This is a genomic window from Mesorhizobium sp. B3-1-8, assembly GCF_006439495.1.
Lineage (GTDB): Bacteria > Pseudomonadota > Alphaproteobacteria > Rhizobiales > Rhizobiaceae > Mesorhizobium.
Map to the genome: position 1 here is coordinate 12,917 of NZ_VFTK01000038.1, position 15,828 is coordinate 28,744.

A 15,828-nucleotide genomic window follows, 5' to 3' on the forward strand; every position below is an offset into this window, starting at 1 on the left:
CGTGCCGAAGATCTTCGATTTCGGCGGCCGCGAGGTCGAGCGGAGCATCACGGTGGCCGGCCTGCGCGCATTGCGGCAGGCTGGCCACCGCGTCGCCCAGGTGACCGCCGAGACGGCGGACGAGGCCGCCGCGGCCGAGGCGGCCGGCATCGAGATGGTCGTCTGCCGGGCGGCCAATGTGGCCCGCGTCCGCGAGGGGTCGCGCCGCGTCTTCGTAACGGCCGCGCTCGGCTTCGCCGACGCGGTGACCGGCGACGAGATCCTGCGCACCGCTTTTTCGGCAATCACCTCCGGCGCGGACGCCGTCATCACCGGACGCGGCTTCGACACGGTCCGCATGCTGGCCAATGAACGGATACCGGTCATGGGCCATCTCGGTTTCGTGCCGCGCAAATCGACCTGGGTCGGCGGCATCCGGGCGGTCGGCAAGACTGCGGCCGAGGCGGTCGAGCTCTGGGACCAGTTCCGGCGACTGGAGGATGCCGGCGCCTTCGCGGTCGAGTGCGAGATCATGCCGGCGGCGTTGATGGCGGAAATCCACCGCCGCACCTCGCTGGTGACCGTGTCGCTCGGCTCGGGCGCCGAGCCGGACGTCATCTTCCTGTTCACGTCGGACATCTGCGGTGAGTCGACCCGTCTCCCTCGCCACGCGCGGGCCTGGGGCAAGCTGGCCGCATTGCACCAGCAGGTACGCGACGCCCGGATCGACGCGCTCACCGCCTTCCGCAAGGAGGTCGACGGCGGCAGCTACCCCGGCAAGGCCGAGATCGCGGCCATTGCCGAAGAGGAGTTGGAGGGGTTCCGCGCCCTCGTCGATTCGACGAAGTCATGACTGGCTCCCGAGACCCGGTGTGATTTCAAGGCCCTGATCCTCGCGGGCGGTCCGCATGCATCAGGCGCCGGCACTCGACATTCCAGCCCGTGGCCTGTATTTCCGCTGCGGCCTTGAAGGCCTTCTCGACGGATTTGTGACATGAAGCAGGATCAGCCCCGTCCGACGCCCCGCGCGGGCATCATGGACATCGAGGCCTATGTGCCGGGAAAAAGCACCGCGCCCGCCGGCGTGACGAAAGTCTACAAGCTGTCGTCGAACGAAAATCCGCTCGGGCCCTCGCCGAAGGCGATCGAGGCCGCGCGCGAAGTGGCGGCGAAGCTCGACGTCTATCCCGATGGCACCGCCCGCCGGCTGCGCGAGGCGATCGCCGAAGTGCATGGGCTGAACCCGGCAAACATCATCTGCTCCAACGGCTCCGACGAGATCCTCGGGCTCCTGGCGCAGACCTATCTCGCGCCGGGCGACGAGGCGGTGTTCACCGAGCACGCCTTCATGGTCTACAAGATCTACATCCAGGCGGCGGGCGCCAAGCCGGTGGCGGTCAAGGAAACCGACGAGCGCGCCGACATCGATGCGATTTTGGCCGCGGTGACGCCGGCCACGCGGATCGTGTTCCTCGCCAATCCGAACAATCCGACCGGCACCTATGTGCCGTTCCAGGAAGTGCGCCGGCTGCACGCGGCATTGCCGAAGGATGTGCTGCTGGTGCTCGACGCGGCCTATGCCGAATATGTGCGGCGCAACGACTATGAAGCCGGCATCGAGCTGGCGGGCAGCTCCGAGAACGTGGTGATGACCCGCACCTTCTCCAAGCTCGGTCTTGGCGGCGCGCGCATCGGCTGGATGTACGGCCCGGCGCATATCGTCGATGCAATCAACCGCATCCGCGGCCCGTTCAACGTCAATGCCACCGCGATCGAGGCCGGCATCGCCGCGATCCGCGACCGCGCCCATATCGAGCGCAGCGCGACGCACAACGAGAAATGGCTGGCCTGGCTCAGCGCGGAGCTGACCGGGCTCGGCCTGCGCGTCACGCCCAGCGTCGGCAATTTCGTGCTGATCCATTTTCCCGACGGCAAGAAGCATTCGGCGGCGGCGGCGGACGATTATCTCAGTGCGCGCGGTTACATCCTGCGCCGCGTGACCGGCTACGGCTTTCCCAATGCGCTGCGCATGAGCATCGGCACAGAAGAGGCCAATCGCGGCGTCATCGACGCGCTCAAGACCTTCCTGAAAAGCTAGAACACCATGGCATCACCGATGTTCGAGAAAATAGCGCTGGTCGGCATCGGCCTGATCGGCTCGTCGCTCGCCCGCGTCATCCGCCGCGAGGGCCTGGCGCGCCATATCGCCATCGCGACGCGCAGCGCATCGACGCTGAAGCGCGCCGAGGAGCTAGGCCTTGGCGATTCCTACACGACGGATGCCAGCGAAGCGGTGCGTTACGCCGACCTCGTCGTCGTCTCGGTGCCGGTCGGCTCGTCCGGCGAGGTCGCGGCCGAGATCGCGCCGACGCTGAAGAAAGGCGCCATCCTTACCGATGTCGGCTCGACCAAGGCCTCGGTCATCGCGCAAATGCAGCCGCATGTGCCGGAAGGCGTGCACTTCATCCCCGGACATCCGCTGGCCGGCACGGAAAAGTCCGGACCCGATGCCGGCTTCGCCGACCTCTTCGAGAACCGCTGGTGCATCTTCACGCCGCTGCCGGGCACCGATCCCGCGGCGCTCGAGAAGCTTTCGGAATTCTGGCGACGCTGTGGCTCCAACATCGACACGATGGACCCGCAGCACCACGACATGACGCTCGCGATCGTTTCGCATCTGCCGCATATCATCGCCTACAACATCGTCGGCACGGCGGACGATTTGGAAGCGGTGACCAAGAGCGAAGTCATCAAATATTCCGCCTCCGGCTTTCGCGACTTCACGCGTCTTGCAGCCTCCGATCCCACCATGTGGCGCGATGTTTGCCTGCATAACAAGGATGCCATTCTGGAGATGCTGGCGCGTTTCTCGGAGGATCTGGCGTCGCTGCAGCGGGCGATCCGCTGGGGCGACGGCGAAAAGCTCTTCGATCTCTTCACCCGCACCCGCGCCGTCCGCCGCTCGATCATCGAGGCCGGCCAGGACATCGATGTGCCGGATTTTGGTCGCCAAGCGGTCGAGCACCCCAAAGGGAACTGATATTCAGGTGAGGCCGGTCTGCAAATGGCGGCTCCCTGCGCTTCCGGTGCTCACGTACTTCAAGTACGCTCCGCTCCGGTTCTCGGGACCCACCATTTTCGACTCGGCCTGACCTGAATCTCAGCTCCCTTTGCCTTCTCGGGCTGGCGGCCAGTGCGCCGCCATCATGGCCAGCGTCTCGGCCCGATCCGGCGCGCCGAGGCGGCCGCCGAAGCGCAGGCATTTGAGCGCGGCGGCGGCGCTGGCGAAGCGCAGGGCCTCTTCCGTGGACATGGCCTCGGCGAGGCCGACGGCGAAGGCGCCATGGAAGACGTCGCCGGCGGCGAGTGTGTCCACCGCCTTGACCTTCGGTGCCTCGACATGGCGGACGCGTCCGACCGCCCGATCATGCCACCATGTGCCTGCCGCGCCGCCGGTCACCGCGACGAAGGCATCGGTGCGCGAGGCAAGGTCGGCGCAGGCGCTTTCGGGGTCGAGCGCGTGGCCGCAGACGATGCGCGCCGCCGGCTCCGAGGCGACGATGTGCGAGGCCAAGGGCAGCAGCCGCTCCAGCACCTCGATGGGCGCGGTGTCGGCATCCAGGATCGCCGGGCGGCCGATCGATCTGGCCGCGCTCAGAGCAAGCGCCGCGGCGCCCGGCCAGCGGACATCAACCAGCACGGCGTCGAAGGCGGAAAGGTCGGCGAGCGGCAGCGCCTCGGGATCGGCTTGCGCCTTTTTGTCGTAGAAGGGCACGATGACGCGCTCGCCATGCGCATCCACCAGGATCGCGGCCAGCGCCGACCGCGCGCCGGCGACGCGGCGGACGAGGCTGCAGTCGACGCGTTCGGCCTCTATGTCCGCGATCAGTTGGTCGCCGACCGGATCGTCGCCCGCGCTTGCCCATAGCGAGACCTCGGCGCCGAGGCGCCGCGCGGCGCAGGCGGCGCTCGTCGCCATGCCGGAGGCGATCTGGACGCCGTCGCTGGCGATGAACTTGCCTTGATGCGCGGGAAGCGCCTCGACGCGAAGGATCGTGTCGAGGGTGAAGGCGCCGACGCTGAGCAGTCTGACCGGCCGCGCCATCGCTGCGCTACTCTAACGGCTTGATCTTGCCAAGCGGGATGAAGCCCAGCGAGGCCTTGCCCTTGACGATCTTGAGCGGCAAGGACGGTTCCTTGCCAAGCATGGCAATGGCGGCAAAGCCCTGGTCGATTTCGCTTTTGTGCTCCGGCATGGCACCGCCAAGGATGGCCGCCACCGCCTTGGGGTCCTTGAGCTTGATCGTCAGGCTTGCGTCGATCAGGCCTTCCGCGTCGACGGAGACCGGCCCGGACACCGTGATGCGCGCGGTTCCCGACGACAGGTCGAGCTTGGCGATGTCGATCGACTGGCCGCGCAGGCTTTTCGGCGGCGCGGCGATCAGCGCTATGCCGTTCTTCAGCGTTACGTCGCCACTGCCGTCCAGCGCCGGCAGCACGCGTCCGTCGATGGCATCCGCATTGATCTCCAGATCGCCGAAGCTGCCGACATAGTTGATGTCCTGGCCGGCCGGCTGCAACTGGCCGGCCGCCTTGCCGGCACTGAACAACTGCATCGGGTCTGTGTCGTCCTGCGGATCGGTCTGACCGTTCAAGCCTTCAGCCTGCAGCGAAACGCTCCGTGGCAGCGGCCACCACACTTTGACATTGGCCTGCAACTGGTCCCAGTCGATCCAGAGCGGCGGCATGCCGGGCGCCATCGTCCGCAGCGGCCCGCGCAGGTCGGCGACCGGCGACAAGGGTCCGGTGATCCCGGCGACGGCATTGAAGCTTCCGGTGGAGGCGGCGACCTTCCGGGCGTCGTCTTCGTAGGCGATGTTGTCGCAGGAGACCATGAAGCTCATCGGATAGCCGGTGACGGCGAGGTTGGCGCAACCGGCGGCGATCCCATTGCTGCCCAGCCTCGCCACCGCCTGATCGGCCTCGGCCTTGAGCCTGCCGGCGAGATAGAACCAGCCGCCGCTGTAAATGGCAAACAGCACGAGGATGAACGCGGCAAGCCAGAACAGCCGGCGGCGAGGTTTGGGTGATCGCTCGTCACTTGACGTCATGCTGCGGCTCTCGTTAACCCCTCATCCAGCGAGCGGGCATTCACTCTCACGCAAACAAGCGGGGGACAGAAGAAGCACCTTGGCGGTGCGGTGTCGTTCACTCGAATGCGATCAGGCTTGGCGATATGGGCGATTTTTGGGTTTTTGGCTATGGGTCGCTGATCTGGCGGCCCGGATTTGCCCATGTCGAGACGCGCCGCGCCCGGCTTTACGGCTATCGCCGCTCGCTTTGCGTCTATTCCTTCGTGCATCGCGGCACACGCACCCGGCCGGGCCTGGTGCTCGGCCTCGACCGGGGCGGCTCCTGCATCGGCCTGGCATACCGTGTTCCCGGCAATTTGCGCGACGAGGTACTTTCCTACCTGCGCGAGCGCGAGCTGGTGACCAGCGTCTATATCGAACGCATGCTCGATGTCCGGCTGGATGGCGGCAGTTCGGTCGAGGCGGTCGCCTACACCGTCGACCGGCAGCATGAGCAATATGCCGGCGGGCTCGATGCCGATCACGCCGCAGAGGTCGTTCGCGGCGCCGTCGGCCAGTCAGGCCGGAACGAGGACTATGTCTTGAGCACGCTCGAGCATCTCAAGGCGCTCGGCATCCGCGATCACTGGCTGGAGGAGGTGGGCCGCCGGATCGCGCCTTCGTGAAGAGCATTTCCGGCGAAAATAATTTCGCCTTCAATGGGCTCTATCTCTTTGTTTTTACGCAATTCCGGGCGCAAGGCTACGGCAAAACCGCCGAGCCCAACCGCTGCGCACTTTTGCTGGAATTGCCCTGGTCCGATCAAAAAGCAAAACCATGCCTTTGACCTCCGCCGGGCACGACCTAGCTTAGCGGCAACCCCATCCTTGGGCATCAAGCCCTTTCCAGCATCACGGAGATCAGTCTTGCAGAAACGCCGTCTCGGTCGCACCGACCTTTCCATCGCGCCGCTGGTCCTGGGCGGCAACGTCTTCGGCTGGACCGCCGACGAGAAGACCTCCTTCGACCTGCTCGACCGGTTCGTGGGCGCCGGCCTGAATGCCGTCGATACGGCCGATGCCTATTCGCGCTGGGTTCCGGGCAACAAGGGCGGCGAATCGGAAACCATCATCGGCAACTGGATGAAAAGCCGCGGCAACCGCGATCATGTCGTCGTCATCACCAAGGTCGGCTCCGACATGGGGCAAGGCAAGAAGGACCTCTCCGCCGCCTATATCGAAAAGGCGGTCGACGCTTCGCTGAAGCGGCTTCAGGTCGATGTCATCGACCTCTATCTGTCGCATTGGCCGGATCCGGCGACGCCTTACGAGGAAACGCTCGGCGCCTATCAGCGCCTGCTCGAAAAGGGCAAGATCCGCTATGCCGGCTGTTCCAATCTCGATGCCGGGCAGTTGCGCGCGGCGCTCGACGTCGCCAGCCTGCGCAGCCTGCCGCGCTACGAGGTGCTGCAGCCTGAATACAATTTGTACGACCGCTCGTCGCTCGACGGACCGCTGCTCGACCTCTGCAAGGCCGAGGATATCGGCGTCATCACCTATTTCGGCCTGGCCAAAGGATTTTTGAGCGGCAAATACCGCGGCAAGGCCGATCTCGGGAAAAGCGCGCGCGGCGAGGGCGTTGCCGGCTACCTCAACGAGCGCGGCATGCGCATCCTTTCCGCCCTCGATGCCGTGGCCGAGCGCCATTCGGCCAAGCAGGCGGAAGTGGCGCTGGCCTGGATCATCGCGCGACCGGGCGTCACCGCGCCGATCGCCAGCGCCACGACGCCCGCCCAGATGGACAGCCTGATCCGCGCCGCGTCGCTCAAGCTTTCAGCCGACGATATCGGGGCGCTGGACCGCGCCAGCTCATAGCATTCGCACGATCGTCCAAGACGGCCATGACGATCCCTCGTAAATCCTGTCGCATTGCGGCAGGAGGAGGTACGGCATGGCCGACGGCATCTTGGGCGAAGCGCAGCCCTGGCAGCAAGTGCTGGCACTTATCGTGGCCGCGACGGTCGTGATGGGCAGTCCGGGACCGGCGACGATCAGCGTCACCGCTATTGGCGCGGCTTTCGGCCTGCGCCCTTCCCTGGCTTACACGTCTGGCGTGGCGCTCGGCACGATCGCCGTGCTTCTGGCGGTGGCGGCCGGGATTTTCGGCATGCTGACCTCGCTGCCGTTTCTGACGCCGGTGCTGGCGACCGCCTCGTCGGCCTACATCCTTTATCTCGCTTTCAAGATCGCGACCGCGCCGCCATTGGCCGAGCGCGGCAGCATGGCGACGAAACCTGATTTTCTCGGCGGCTTCATGCTCGCCATCGCCAATCCGAAAGCCTATGTGGCGATCGGCGCCGTGTTCGCCGGCGCAGCGTCGCGGGCCGATACGCTCGGCGTTTCCACCAGGCTAATGGTGCTTGCCGCGATGATCGTCGCGATCCATGTGGCGTGGCTGCTTGCCGGAACGGCTTTCGCGCGCTTCCTGCGCCATCCGCTGGCCTCGCGGATCATCAATCTGGCGTTTGCCGCCACGCTCGTGCTGACGACTGCGCTGGCGGCGTTGCGGTAGCCGATCAGGTCTTCGCGGTCGCGCCGAGCTCCGCCAGCCGCTTCACTGCAGTCGGCGGCATGGGCGGCGGGTTCGGCGCTTGCGCCGCCTCGACAAGCATCTGATCGCAGGCGGCTTCGGTCTCGCCGATCAGCCGCTGCATGAATTCGTCCTTGCCGAGACCGGGCGGGATCGGCGGCAGGAAGCGGGCCTTGATGGTGCCGGGATAGCGCAGGAACTTGCGGCGCGGCCAGTAGAGGCCGGCGACATGGGCGACCGGCACCACCGGCACGCCCAGTTGCGAATAGATCTCGACAATGCCGTATTTGTAGGACGGCTCGGCGCCCGGCGGGCGGCGCGTGCCTTCGGGGTAGATGATGAGCTGGCGCGGATTGCGATCCATTTCCTGCCTGGTGGCGGCAACGACCGCCTTCAGCGCCTTCGAGCGGCTGCCCCGATCGACCGGGATCATGCGCATCTTCATGATGTACCAGCCGAAGAAGGGGATCCAGGTCAGCTCGCGCTTCAGGATGTAGAGGGCATCGTCGAGATGGGGGAAGAAGGCGATCGCGTCCCAGAAGGACTGATGCTTCGGCGCCAGGATGAAGGAGCCTTCGGGCAGGTTCTCGACACCCGTGATCTCACTCGTGGTCGCGGCGATCTTGTCATAGAGCCACATCGAGGTGCGCGACCAGAATTTCGGCACGAACCAGGCGCGGTGGCGCGGCGACAGGAAATAATAGGGCGTCCAGAAGATCATCTGGACGATCAGGTTGAGATAGAAGACGAGATTGAACGCCAGCGAGCGGATGATGAGCATGCAAGGGGCCCGTGAGGAAGTGTGCGTTGGTTACACCAAGCGGCTGCAAAAAGGAAACGGCACGGTGGTCGAATGCCGGCCACTCTTGTTTTGCCGCAATTCCGGACGGAGGGTTACGGCGAAGTCGCCGAACCTAACCGCGATGCATTTTTCCGGGAATTGCTTAAAGCGCCCGCGCCAGCCGCTCCTTCAGGCGCGGTGCCGCAAAATCGAGGAAGGCGCGCAGCTTCACCGGCAGCCGGCCCTGGCCGGCATGAACGAGGCTGACCGGCCAGGGCGGCGGCTCGAACGGCTCCAGCACCACCCGTAGCGCGCCGGCGCGCACGGCAGCGTCGGCCTGGTAGGACAGAACCCTAGTCAGGCCCAAGCCTGCAATCGCGGCATCGATCGCCGCCTCGGCGGTGTTGACCTGCAGCCGCGAGCGCACCGGCACCACGATCTCCGTCTTGCCCGTGCCGAAAGTCCAGGTCGCGGGCGCGGAGAGACCTTCGAAGGTGACGCAGTTGTGGCCCGCGAGTTCAGATGGTTTCTCCGGCGTGCCATGTAGGGCGAGATAGGCGGGGCTTGCGCAGACGATGCGGCGGATCGAGCCGACGCGGATTGCAACCATGGCCGAATCCGGCAGTTCGCTGATGCGCACCGCCAGATCGATATGCTCCTCGGCCAGTTGGGTGATCCGGTCCGACAAGGTCAGGCGGACGTCCACTTGCGGATAGACGGCTAGAAAGCCGGTGATTACCGGCAGCACATGCAGGCGGCCGAAGACGACCGGCGCGGTGATGACCAACTCACCGGTTGGGTTGAGGTATTCGCCGGCGGCAGAGCGCTCGGCCTCGCTCACCTCGTCGAGAATGCGGCGGCAGGCGATGAGATAGGACTGGCCGGGATCGGTCAGCGTCAGCCGCCGCGTCGAGCGGTTGAGCAGGCGCGTCCCTAAGTGCTTCTCCAGTTCGGAGAGCTTGCGGCTGACGGTCGGCAGCGGCACGCCGGCGCGGCGCGCCGCGGCGGACAGGCTGCCCGCCTCAACCGTGGTGACGAACAGGGACATGGCGTCGAGGCGATCCATTATTCTTCCGAAATCTGGAAAGATAGATTGCGAATATGCCCTCTACATCCGATTTTCGAAAGTGGCTAATTGATCTGCGATCCTGTCCGAGGAGCGCCAGCATGAATGAATTCACCAGCGACGTCGCCTTCACGCCGACCGTCAAGGCCATCCAGTCCCGCAAGGGATCGCGCGACTCCTATGCGCGCGTCGAGCAGCGCGGCGGCTGGCGGGCGACGATCACTGCCGACCTCGCCGCCTTCATCGAAGCGCAGACCAGCGTGTTCCTGGCGACGGCAAACGCCGAAGGCCAGCCCTACATCCAGCATCGCGGCGGGCCTGCCGGCTTCCTTAAGGTGCTCGACGAGCACAGGATCGGCTTTGCCGATTTTTCCGGCAACCGGCAGTTCATCACCCAGGGCAATCTCAAGGACAACGACCAGGCTTTCCTGTTTCTGATCGACTACATGCTCAGGCAGCGCATCAAGATCTGGGGCAGGGCGGGTGTCGTCGAAAATGACCCGGAGTTGACGGCGAGGCTGATGCCGCCGGATTACAAGGCGCGGCCGGAGCAGGCGATCCTGTTCACGGTTACGGCCTGGGATGCCAATTGCCCGCAGCACATCCCGCAGCGTTTCGAGGCGGCGGATGTCGCGGCGGCGCTGGCCGAGCGCGACCGGCGCATCGCAAGCCTGGAGCAGGAGATTGCGCGCCTGCGCGAGAATGCGGCGGCTAAGGTTTAGTTCTTCACCACAGTCGATGCTTCCGCCAGCGTGACGCCCTCGGGCGCCGCGCGGAGCGGCAGGAAGCCGCGCGCCAGCGACAGCACATATTTGCTGTATTCGGTCAGCAGCACGCGCAGGGCTTCCGGCTTGGTCAGCCAGCCGCCATTGCCGAGATTGGTGTTGACCACCGGATAGGGCTCGAGGCGCGCGCCATGCAGCAGCCGGCTCATTTCGAGCAGGCTGCGCGGCATGTGGTAATTATTGGTGACGATGATGATGCTGCCATAGGCGTGGTTCTCCACCCATTTGGCGCTTTCCTCGGCATTGCCGATAGTGTCGAGCGCAGCGCGGTCGATATCGACGCAGCAGGAGAAGAGCTGCTTGTCGCCGCCCATTGCCGCCTGCAACTGGCGCTTGGTGGCCGATGGATGGACGCCGCTGATCAGCAGGCGTTCGCCCTTGCCAGAGGCCAGCAGGTCCATCGCCGCGTCGAGCCGCGACTGACCGCCGGTGAGCACGATGATGGCGTCGGCCCTGGCCGGGTTGAGCGGGGTGGTCATGTGGCTGACCTTGTCGGCGAACCAGCCGAAGCCGCCGGCAAAAAGCACCAGCGCGGCGAGAACGATGAAACCGCAGACGCGCAGGGCAAACCTCAAACGGCCGGGCGTGGCGGAAGCAGCGGCGCGTGCATGCACCACCGGCATCCGTCCAGTTGTCCCGATCGACTCCCGCGCTTCCATCATCCCCAGGTTAATCCCGAAAGCATCCCATGGTTAACTCCGAAATGCGGCCTTTGATAGGTAAGACGGCGCACATTGCGTTACGGCAAGTGTCTCATCTGTGATCGTTGTCCTGTTTGGATATAACGCTTTGCGCCGATTTTCGGTCTGAACTCATGGGTCAGCCCGCATCCGGTTGGCGAACGTCGATGTCGCTGAGATAGGTGACGACGGTCGCGTGCGAGGTCGCCGCTGTCAGCGCGCCGATCACCAGCACCATCAGGCCGACGCCGAAATAGCCGGCGGAACCGATGGCGAAATTGCCGAACAAAGCGGTTGCCTGGTCGGCCTGGGGCGTGGCTATGTTGCGCGACGACCACCAGGAAAAGACGATGAAGACGGCGATCGCCAGAGCGCCGCCGGCAGCCGCGCCCTTCATGCCGGTGACCAGGAAGTGCCAGCGGAATTCGCGCGCGATGAAGCGCGCCTCGGCGCCGACGAAATGCAGCACCTCGATGATATGGCCATTGCCGGCCATGGCGCCGCGTGTGGCGAACACCACCGTCAGCACGGTCGCCGACAGCATCAGCACCAGCACGGCGATGCCGATCGTCACCGTCGTGTGCGCCATGGCGACCAGACGGTCGACCCAGGTACGATGATCGTCGAGCGCGGCGGTCGGGATCTTGGGTGTGATGGCGGCGCGCATGGCGGCAAAGTCCGGCGGGCTGGCCTCGTCGATGGTGACGATGATGAGGCGCGGTACCGGCAGCTCGTCGATGTTGAGGCCGCTGCCCAGCCATGGCTCCAGAAGGCGCGCCGTCGCCTCGCGGTCGATGATCTTGGTGCCCTTCACGCCGGGGAACTCGCCGGCGATCTGCGAGGCCTGCGCAAGGGCAGCCTCCATGTCGAGGCCGTCGGCCGGCTTGATCTGGATCGTCGCCTCGCGCGAGATCTGGTTCTCCCAGACGGAGGCGGTATCGCGCACCAGCGTCACCGCGCCGAAGGTGAGGCAGGACAGGAAGGTCATGATGGCGATGACCAGCACCAGTGCCCGCCCGGCGATGTTTTGCGCCGGCACGATTGGCGCCGTCTTGCGCTGCACACGCCGGACCGTCACCGGCGCCTCGGCGTCGGCTTCATCGTGCAGGTGATCGGCCGGAAAGTCAGTCATAGACGTCCAGCCTTCCGCCGGCCAGAATCATGCGGCGCGCATCGACCTGCTCCATCAGGCCGAGGTCGTGGGTGGCGATGACCACGGCTGTGCCCAGCCGGTTCAATTCGATGAACAGCCTGAGCAGCCGGCGCGCCAGCGGCGGATCGACATTGCCGGTCGGCTCGTCGGCAAGCAGGATCTCCGGCTGCTCGATCAAGGCCCGGGCAATCGCGGCGCGCTGCTTCTCGCCGCCCGAAAGCACCGGCGGCAGGACATGCATGCGGTCGCCGAGGCCGACCCATTTCAGAAGCTCGGTCACGTCGGTGCGGTAGCTTGCTTCCTCGCGCCCGCGCACGCGCAACGGCAGCGCGACATTCTCGTAGGTGGTCATGTGGTCGAGCAGGCGGAAATCCTGGAACACCACGCCGATGCGGCGGCGCAGCAGCGGCAGTTCGCCTCGCGAGATGCGCGAGCGGTCCTTGCCGAAGATGGTGATCAGGCCGCGCGTCGGCTTCAGCGACATGAACAAAAGGCGCAGCAAGGTCGTCTTGCCGGCACCCGAGGGGCCGCTCAGGAATTGAAAGGAGCGCTCCGGAATGTGCAGGGAGATGTCGCGGAGGATCTCCGGACCCATGCCATAGCGGAGGCCGACATTTTCGAAGCGGATCACGTTCGGCGACCTGAAACTTTCGGCGGCGACGCGCCACAATCTACTTTAACAGACCATCGGCCGGCATGGTTAACCGGCGGTTAATTTTGCAACGTTCAGCGCGCATCAAAGCCATTCCGGAGGGGAAGCGTTAACCTATTCCGTTTACGCAAAAGAAACGAAGACTGCACTGGTGCCGTAGTGGCTGACGAGAGAACCGCGCGCCCTGTTTCCGGCGAAATCATGACCGGCACGGCAACAAATGCCGCGCCGGATCGCGTCATGTTCGATGCAGCCGATATCGTCGATGCCGATTATGTGGTGCTGCCGCGATTTGCCGCGACGCCGTCGGCGCCCCCGCCGCAGATCCCTCCGACGCCGCCGATCAAAGGCATGGGCATGCTGCGCAAACCGGAAGCCGCGCCGTCGCGATCCTCGCGCGGCGGCCCGACGTTCTGGATTGCCGGCGTCGGCATAGCGCTGATCTCCTTCTGGGTGTCGGGCGGTCATGCGCTGGTCCGGCAGAGCCCCTTTTGGGCAGCCGCGGCGCCGGCAAGCGCGCTCACCATTTCCGGCGTAACGTCGCGCATCGATGAATCGGGCTTGAGGCCGGTGCTGTTCGTGGATGGCGAGGCGGCCAATGACGGGACGAGGTCGCAAACGCTGCCGCCGCTCGAAATCCGCGTCACCGACAACAATTCCAACATCATCCGCTACAGGCTGGGGACATCCAACCACTCGCTGGCGCCCGGCGAAAGATTCGGCTTTTCCAGCCGCTTCGATGTGCCTAAAGACGGCGTAAGAACCGTCGCAGTCATCTTCGCCGGCTAGACGGGTCGATATTCAGGTGAGGCCGGCCTGCAAATAGCGGCTTCCTGCGCTTCCGGCCTTCGCCGGCCGAAGCATTTAGGAGTGGCGTGGCAGTTAAATTGAGGCTACGGCCGGCGTTCACGTGCGCCGATTTTTGAAGGAAAAACTATGCCAGTTGTGCGTGGCAAGGACATTGAGGTCCTGTTTTCGGCGTCGGCGATCGCGCGCCGCAATCTCGAGCTCGCCAAGGAAATCGCCGGGCGCGACTATCACGACCTGCTGGTGATCTCGATCCTCAAGGGCTCGTTCGTCTTCGCCGCCGATCTCATCCGCGCCATGCATGATGTCGGCCTGTCGCCGGAAGTCGAGTTCATCTTCATTTCCAGCTACGGCGCCGGCACCACGAGCGGCGAGGTCAGGGTGCTGCGCGACATCGACAATGAGGTCGCCGGCCGCGATGTGCTGTTGATCGACGACATACTGGAATCCGGCAAGACGCTTTCCTTCACCCGCGACCTGATGCTTTCGCGCGGCGCCAAGAGCTGCGCCATTGCCGTGCTGCTCGACAAGCGCATGCGCCGCCAGACCTCGCTCAACGCCGACTATGTCGGCTTCGACTGCCCGGACTATTTCGTCGTCGGCTACGGCATGGATGTCGCCCATGCCTTCCGCGAACTGCCGTTTGTCGGGGTGGTCAAGGGCGACGCCTGAGGAGGCGCGGGAGTCGTCCCGAAAAGCCGCCGTTCGTTAGAATTTTCAGAAAACGTCAACGTTTCGGCGGCATCTATCTCGGCATGGCAAAGCTTCTGATCGTCGAGGACGATGAGTCCGTCCGCACCCTCGCCGCCCGCGCTCTGGAGCGCGACGGCCACAATGTCACCATTGCCACCGACGGTGCGCAGGGCCTGGACATGATCCGGCAGGCCCGTGGCGGCTACGATCTGGTGGTGTCCGACATCCGCATGCCGGAGATGGACGGCATCGAGATGGCGACGGCGGCCGCGAGAGAATTCCCGACGATGAGGATCGTGCTGATGACCGGCTATGCCGATCAGCGCGAGCGCGCCGAGGAACTCAACGGCATCATCCTCGATGTCGTGCAAAAGCCGTTTACGCTTGCCGAGATCCGCGCCCGTGTCGGCAAGGCATTAAGCTGCTTCGCTTGAGACCGCCCCTGCGCCCGGCGCGGCCCTTCGCCGACGCCCGCCGCTGAGCGCAAGCAGGCCGGCGCCGATGATCAGCGCCGCGCCCAGCACGGTCGTTTCGCGCGGCACCTCGGCGAAGAACAGGAAACCCCACAGCGGCGACCAGAGAATGCCGGTGTATTCGAACGTGGCGACGCGGTTGGCCGGCGCCATGCGGTAGGCCTGCGACAGCAGGATCATGCCGGCGGAAGCGACGAAGCCGCAGGCGGCCATCTTGAGGAAATCCGGCATCGTCGGCCACACCCATGGCCGCACCAGGAATTCGATGCTCGGATGCGCCGCGTGGGTGATGCCGGCGAGATGAAAGACGGCCGCGACGGCAATGGCGCCGCTGAGGTAGGCGCCGTTCTGGTAGAAGGCCATCACCGTCGACGATTCGGTGTCGCCGATGCGGCGCGCCATCAACTGCGAAAAGCCGTAGAGGAAGGCTGAGCCGAGCGACAGCAGCGCCGCCCAGTCGAACACGCCGGCGCCTGGACGCACCATCACCAGCACGCCGACCAAGCCAATCAGCACGGTCGCCAGCGTCTTCCACGAGACGCGCTCGCCGAGATAAGGGCCGGCCATCGCCATGATGAACAGCGGCGCCATGAAATAGAGCGCCACCGCGTCGGCCAGCGGCAAGGCGGCGATCGCCAGATAGTAGACCGTGTAGGACGAGAACTGGATGAAGGCGCGCAGCGTCAGCATGCCGAAGCGCTTCGACAGTACCGCCTTCAGGCCGACATCGGCCTGGACGAGCACGATCAGGATCGGCAGCGCGACGATAGCGCGGATCGCCATCACCTCGGTCACCGGATAGCCGCTCGACACCGCCTTCACCAGCGGATCCTGCAGCGAAAAGACCAGCACGCCGAGGCAGAGGCTCAGAATGCCTAGCACCATCCGGTTCTGCATCAATGTCGGCCCCCCGCGAGCCGTTGGTTATTCAATTCACACAATTCCGGACGGAAAACCGCTGGGCACTTTTCCTGGAATTGCCCGTAGAGCAGGATGACGCTTCGTTGAACCGTCATCCTGCTCCAACTGTTGTCGTTTGAGCATGATCTTGTCCGAAAACCGGTTCCCACTTTTCGGCATCATGCTCGTAAAAAGAAC

19 protein-coding genes are annotated in these 15,828 nt (G+C 65.0%); 11 read left to right on the top strand and 8 right to left on the bottom strand.

The window, feature by feature from the left end:
• Position 1: 1 nt before the first annotated feature.
• The 3 genes from FJ424_RS27495 to FJ424_RS27505 all read left to right on the top strand — a co-directional run bounded on the left by FJ424_RS27495 (position 2) and on the right by FJ424_RS27505 (position 3,019).
• Positions 2-832: a 3-methyl-2-oxobutanoate hydroxymethyltransferase gene (locus tag FJ424_RS27495; RefSeq protein ID WP_140658764.1), complete on the top strand. Its 831-nt coding sequence runs from the start codon at positions 2-4 to the stop codon at positions 830-832.
• Between the two features lie 141 nt (positions 833-973).
• Positions 974-2,077, top strand: coding sequence for a histidinol-phosphate transaminase (gene hisC, locus FJ424_RS27500; protein WP_140658765.1), 1,104 nt, complete (start codon positions 974-976; stop codon positions 2,075-2,077).
• Between the two features lie 6 nt (positions 2,078-2,083).
• Positions 2,084-3,019, top strand: coding sequence for a prephenate/arogenate dehydrogenase family protein (locus FJ424_RS27505; RefSeq protein ID WP_181182168.1), 936 nt, complete (start codon positions 2,084-2,086; stop codon positions 3,017-3,019).
• Between the two features lie 120 nt (positions 3,020-3,139).
• On the opposite strand, the gene FJ424_RS27510 is transcribed toward FJ424_RS27505, so the two are convergent.
• Together FJ424_RS27510 and FJ424_RS27515 are read right to left on the bottom strand one after the other, a co-directional pair.
• On the bottom strand, positions 3,140-4,084 hold the full coding sequence (locus tag FJ424_RS27510; RefSeq protein WP_140658767.1) for a sugar kinase: 945 nt from the start codon (positions 4,082-4,084) through the stop codon (positions 3,140-3,142).
• 7 nt (positions 4,085-4,091) lie between these two features.
• Positions 4,092-5,090 carry a DUF2125 domain-containing protein gene (locus tag FJ424_RS27515; RefSeq protein WP_140658768.1) on the bottom strand — a complete coding sequence of 333 codons (999 nt, stop codon included), beginning with the start codon at positions 5,088-5,090 and terminating at the stop codon, positions 4,092-4,094.
• 125 nt (positions 5,091-5,215) lie between these two features.
• Here FJ424_RS27515 and FJ424_RS27520 point away from each other — a divergent pair, with 125 nt between their 5' ends.
• From FJ424_RS27520 to FJ424_RS27530, 4 genes are all read left to right on the top strand, one after another.
• Positions 5,216-5,737, top strand: a complete 522-nt coding sequence (locus FJ424_RS27520) for a gamma-glutamylcyclotransferase (protein ID WP_140658769.1) — start codon at positions 5,216-5,218, stop codon at positions 5,735-5,737.
• A complete protein-coding gene (locus FJ424_RS33725; protein ID WP_181182169.1) occupies positions 5,734-5,898 on the top strand; it encodes a hypothetical protein in 165 nt (54 codons plus the stop codon). Before FJ424_RS27520 ends, FJ424_RS33725 begins: the two co-directional genes overlap by 4 nt.
• 79 nt (positions 5,899-5,977) lie before the next feature.
• Complete coding sequence (locus FJ424_RS27525; protein WP_140658770.1) at positions 5,978-6,925, top strand: aldo/keto reductase; 948 nt, start codon at positions 5,978-5,980, stop codon at positions 6,923-6,925.
• Positions 6,926-7,001: 76 nt separating this feature from the next.
• Positions 7,002-7,622 (top strand): LysE family translocator, encoded by a 621-nt coding sequence (locus FJ424_RS27530; protein WP_140658771.1) that lies wholly within the window; start codon positions 7,002-7,004, stop codon positions 7,620-7,622.
• Between the two features lie 4 nt (positions 7,623-7,626).
• Here FJ424_RS27530 and FJ424_RS27535 read toward each other — a convergent pair whose 3' ends face one another.
• Both FJ424_RS27535 and FJ424_RS27540 read right to left on the bottom strand, forming a co-directional pair.
• Complete coding sequence (locus FJ424_RS27535) at positions 7,627-8,421, bottom strand: 1-acyl-sn-glycerol-3-phosphate acyltransferase (RefSeq protein ID WP_140658772.1); 795 nt, start codon at positions 8,419-8,421, stop codon at positions 7,627-7,629.
• A gap of 163 nt (positions 8,422-8,584) precedes the next feature.
• Positions 8,585-9,487: a LysR family transcriptional regulator gene (locus FJ424_RS27540; RefSeq protein WP_140658773.1), complete on the bottom strand. Its 903-nt coding sequence runs from the start codon at positions 9,485-9,487 to the stop codon at positions 8,585-8,587.
• Between the two features lie 101 nt (positions 9,488-9,588).
• On the opposite strand from FJ424_RS27540, the gene FJ424_RS27545 reads away from it, so the two are divergent.
• The gene (locus FJ424_RS27545; protein WP_140658774.1) at positions 9,589-10,209 is read left to right on the top strand and encodes a pyridoxamine 5'-phosphate oxidase family protein; all 621 of its coding nucleotides are present in this window, start codon (positions 9,589-9,591) and stop codon (positions 10,207-10,209) included.
• Here the strand turns inward: FJ424_RS27545 and FJ424_RS27550 are convergent.
• The 3 genes from FJ424_RS27550 to ftsE all read right to left on the bottom strand — a co-directional run bounded on the left by FJ424_RS27550 (position 10,206) and on the right by ftsE (position 12,736).
• Entirely contained in the window at positions 10,206-10,895 is a 690-nt protein-coding gene (locus tag FJ424_RS27550; protein WP_246677363.1) for a YdcF family protein, read from the bottom strand. The two genes, FJ424_RS27545 and FJ424_RS27550, sit on opposite strands and share 4 nt — an antisense overlap.
• A 196-nt stretch (positions 10,896-11,091) precedes the next feature.
• Positions 11,092-12,084, bottom strand: coding sequence for an ABC transporter permease (locus FJ424_RS27555; RefSeq protein WP_140658776.1), 993 nt, complete (start codon positions 12,082-12,084; stop codon positions 11,092-11,094).
• Complete coding sequence (ftsE, locus tag FJ424_RS27560; RefSeq protein WP_027167480.1) at positions 12,077-12,736, bottom strand: cell division ATP-binding protein FtsE; 660 nt, start codon at positions 12,734-12,736, stop codon at positions 12,077-12,079. Before ftsE ends, FJ424_RS27555 begins: the two co-directional genes overlap by 8 nt.
• Positions 12,737-12,958: 222 nt before the next feature.
• Here ftsE and FJ424_RS27565 point away from each other — a divergent pair, with 222 nt between their 5' ends.
• From FJ424_RS27565 to FJ424_RS27575, 3 genes are all read left to right on the top strand, one after another.
• Entirely contained in the window at positions 12,959-13,546 is a 588-nt protein-coding gene (locus FJ424_RS27565) for a DUF3426 domain-containing protein (protein ID WP_140658777.1), read from the top strand.
• Positions 13,547-13,693: 147 nt separating this feature from the next.
• A complete protein-coding gene (gene hpt, locus FJ424_RS27570; protein ID WP_027167478.1) occupies positions 13,694-14,236 on the top strand; it encodes a hypoxanthine phosphoribosyltransferase in 543 nt (180 codons plus the stop codon).
• Between the two features lie 83 nt (positions 14,237-14,319).
• Positions 14,320-14,691, top strand: coding sequence for a response regulator (locus FJ424_RS27575; protein ID WP_140645187.1), 372 nt, complete (start codon positions 14,320-14,322; stop codon positions 14,689-14,691).
• On the opposite strand, the gene FJ424_RS27580 is transcribed toward FJ424_RS27575, so the two are convergent.
• A complete protein-coding gene (locus FJ424_RS27580) occupies positions 14,674-15,627 on the bottom strand; it encodes a DMT family transporter (RefSeq protein ID WP_140658778.1) in 954 nt (317 codons plus the stop codon). The two genes, FJ424_RS27575 and FJ424_RS27580, sit on opposite strands and share 18 nt — an antisense overlap.
• Positions 15,628-15,828: the final 201 nt, after the last annotated feature.

Excerpts from the sequence above, each read along its gene's own strand:
- FJ424_RS27550 (WP_246677363.1), bottom strand. The coding sequence starts at position 10,895 with ATGCCGGTGGTGCATGCACGCGCCGCTGCTTCCGCCACGCCCGGCCGT.
- hpt (WP_027167478.1), top strand. The coding sequence starts at position 13,694 with ATGCCAGTTGTGCGTGGCAAGGACATTGAGGTCCTGTTTTCGGCGTCG.
- FJ424_RS27505 (WP_181182168.1), top strand. The coding sequence starts at position 2,084 with ATGGCATCACCGATGTTCGAGAAAATAGCGCTGGTCGGCATCGGCCTG.
- FJ424_RS27530 (WP_140658771.1), top strand. The coding sequence starts at position 7,002 with ATGGCCGACGGCATCTTGGGCGAAGCGCAGCCCTGGCAGCAAGTGCTG.
- FJ424_RS27575 (WP_140645187.1), top strand. The coding sequence starts at position 14,320 with ATGGCAAAGCTTCTGATCGTCGAGGACGATGAGTCCGTCCGCACCCTC.
- hisC (WP_140658765.1), top strand. The coding sequence starts at position 974 with ATGAAGCAGGATCAGCCCCGTCCGACGCCCCGCGCGGGCATCATGGAC.
- FJ424_RS27540 (WP_140658773.1), bottom strand. The coding sequence starts at position 9,487 with ATGGATCGCCTCGACGCCATGTCCCTGTTCGTCACCACGGTTGAGGCG.
- FJ424_RS27515 (WP_140658768.1), bottom strand. The coding sequence starts at position 5,090 with ATGACGTCAAGTGACGAGCGATCACCCAAACCTCGCCGCCGGCTGTTC.
- FJ424_RS27545 (WP_140658774.1), top strand. The coding sequence starts at position 9,589 with ATGAATGAATTCACCAGCGACGTCGCCTTCACGCCGACCGTCAAGGCC.
- FJ424_RS27580 (WP_140658778.1), bottom strand. The coding sequence starts at position 15,627 with ATGCAGAACCGGATGGTGCTAGGCATTCTGAGCCTCTGCCTCGGCGTG.
- FJ424_RS27565 (WP_140658777.1), top strand. The coding sequence starts at position 12,959 with ATGACCGGCACGGCAACAAATGCCGCGCCGGATCGCGTCATGTTCGAT.
- FJ424_RS27535 (WP_140658772.1), bottom strand. The coding sequence starts at position 8,421 with ATGCTCATCATCCGCTCGCTGGCGTTCAATCTCGTCTTCTATCTCAAC.
- FJ424_RS27555 (WP_140658776.1), bottom strand. The coding sequence starts at position 12,084 with ATGACTGACTTTCCGGCCGATCACCTGCACGATGAAGCCGACGCCGAG.
- FJ424_RS27520 (WP_140658769.1), top strand. The coding sequence starts at position 5,216 with ATGGGCGATTTTTGGGTTTTTGGCTATGGGTCGCTGATCTGGCGGCCC.
- FJ424_RS27510 (WP_140658767.1), bottom strand. The coding sequence starts at position 4,084 with ATGGCGCGGCCGGTCAGACTGCTCAGCGTCGGCGCCTTCACCCTCGAC.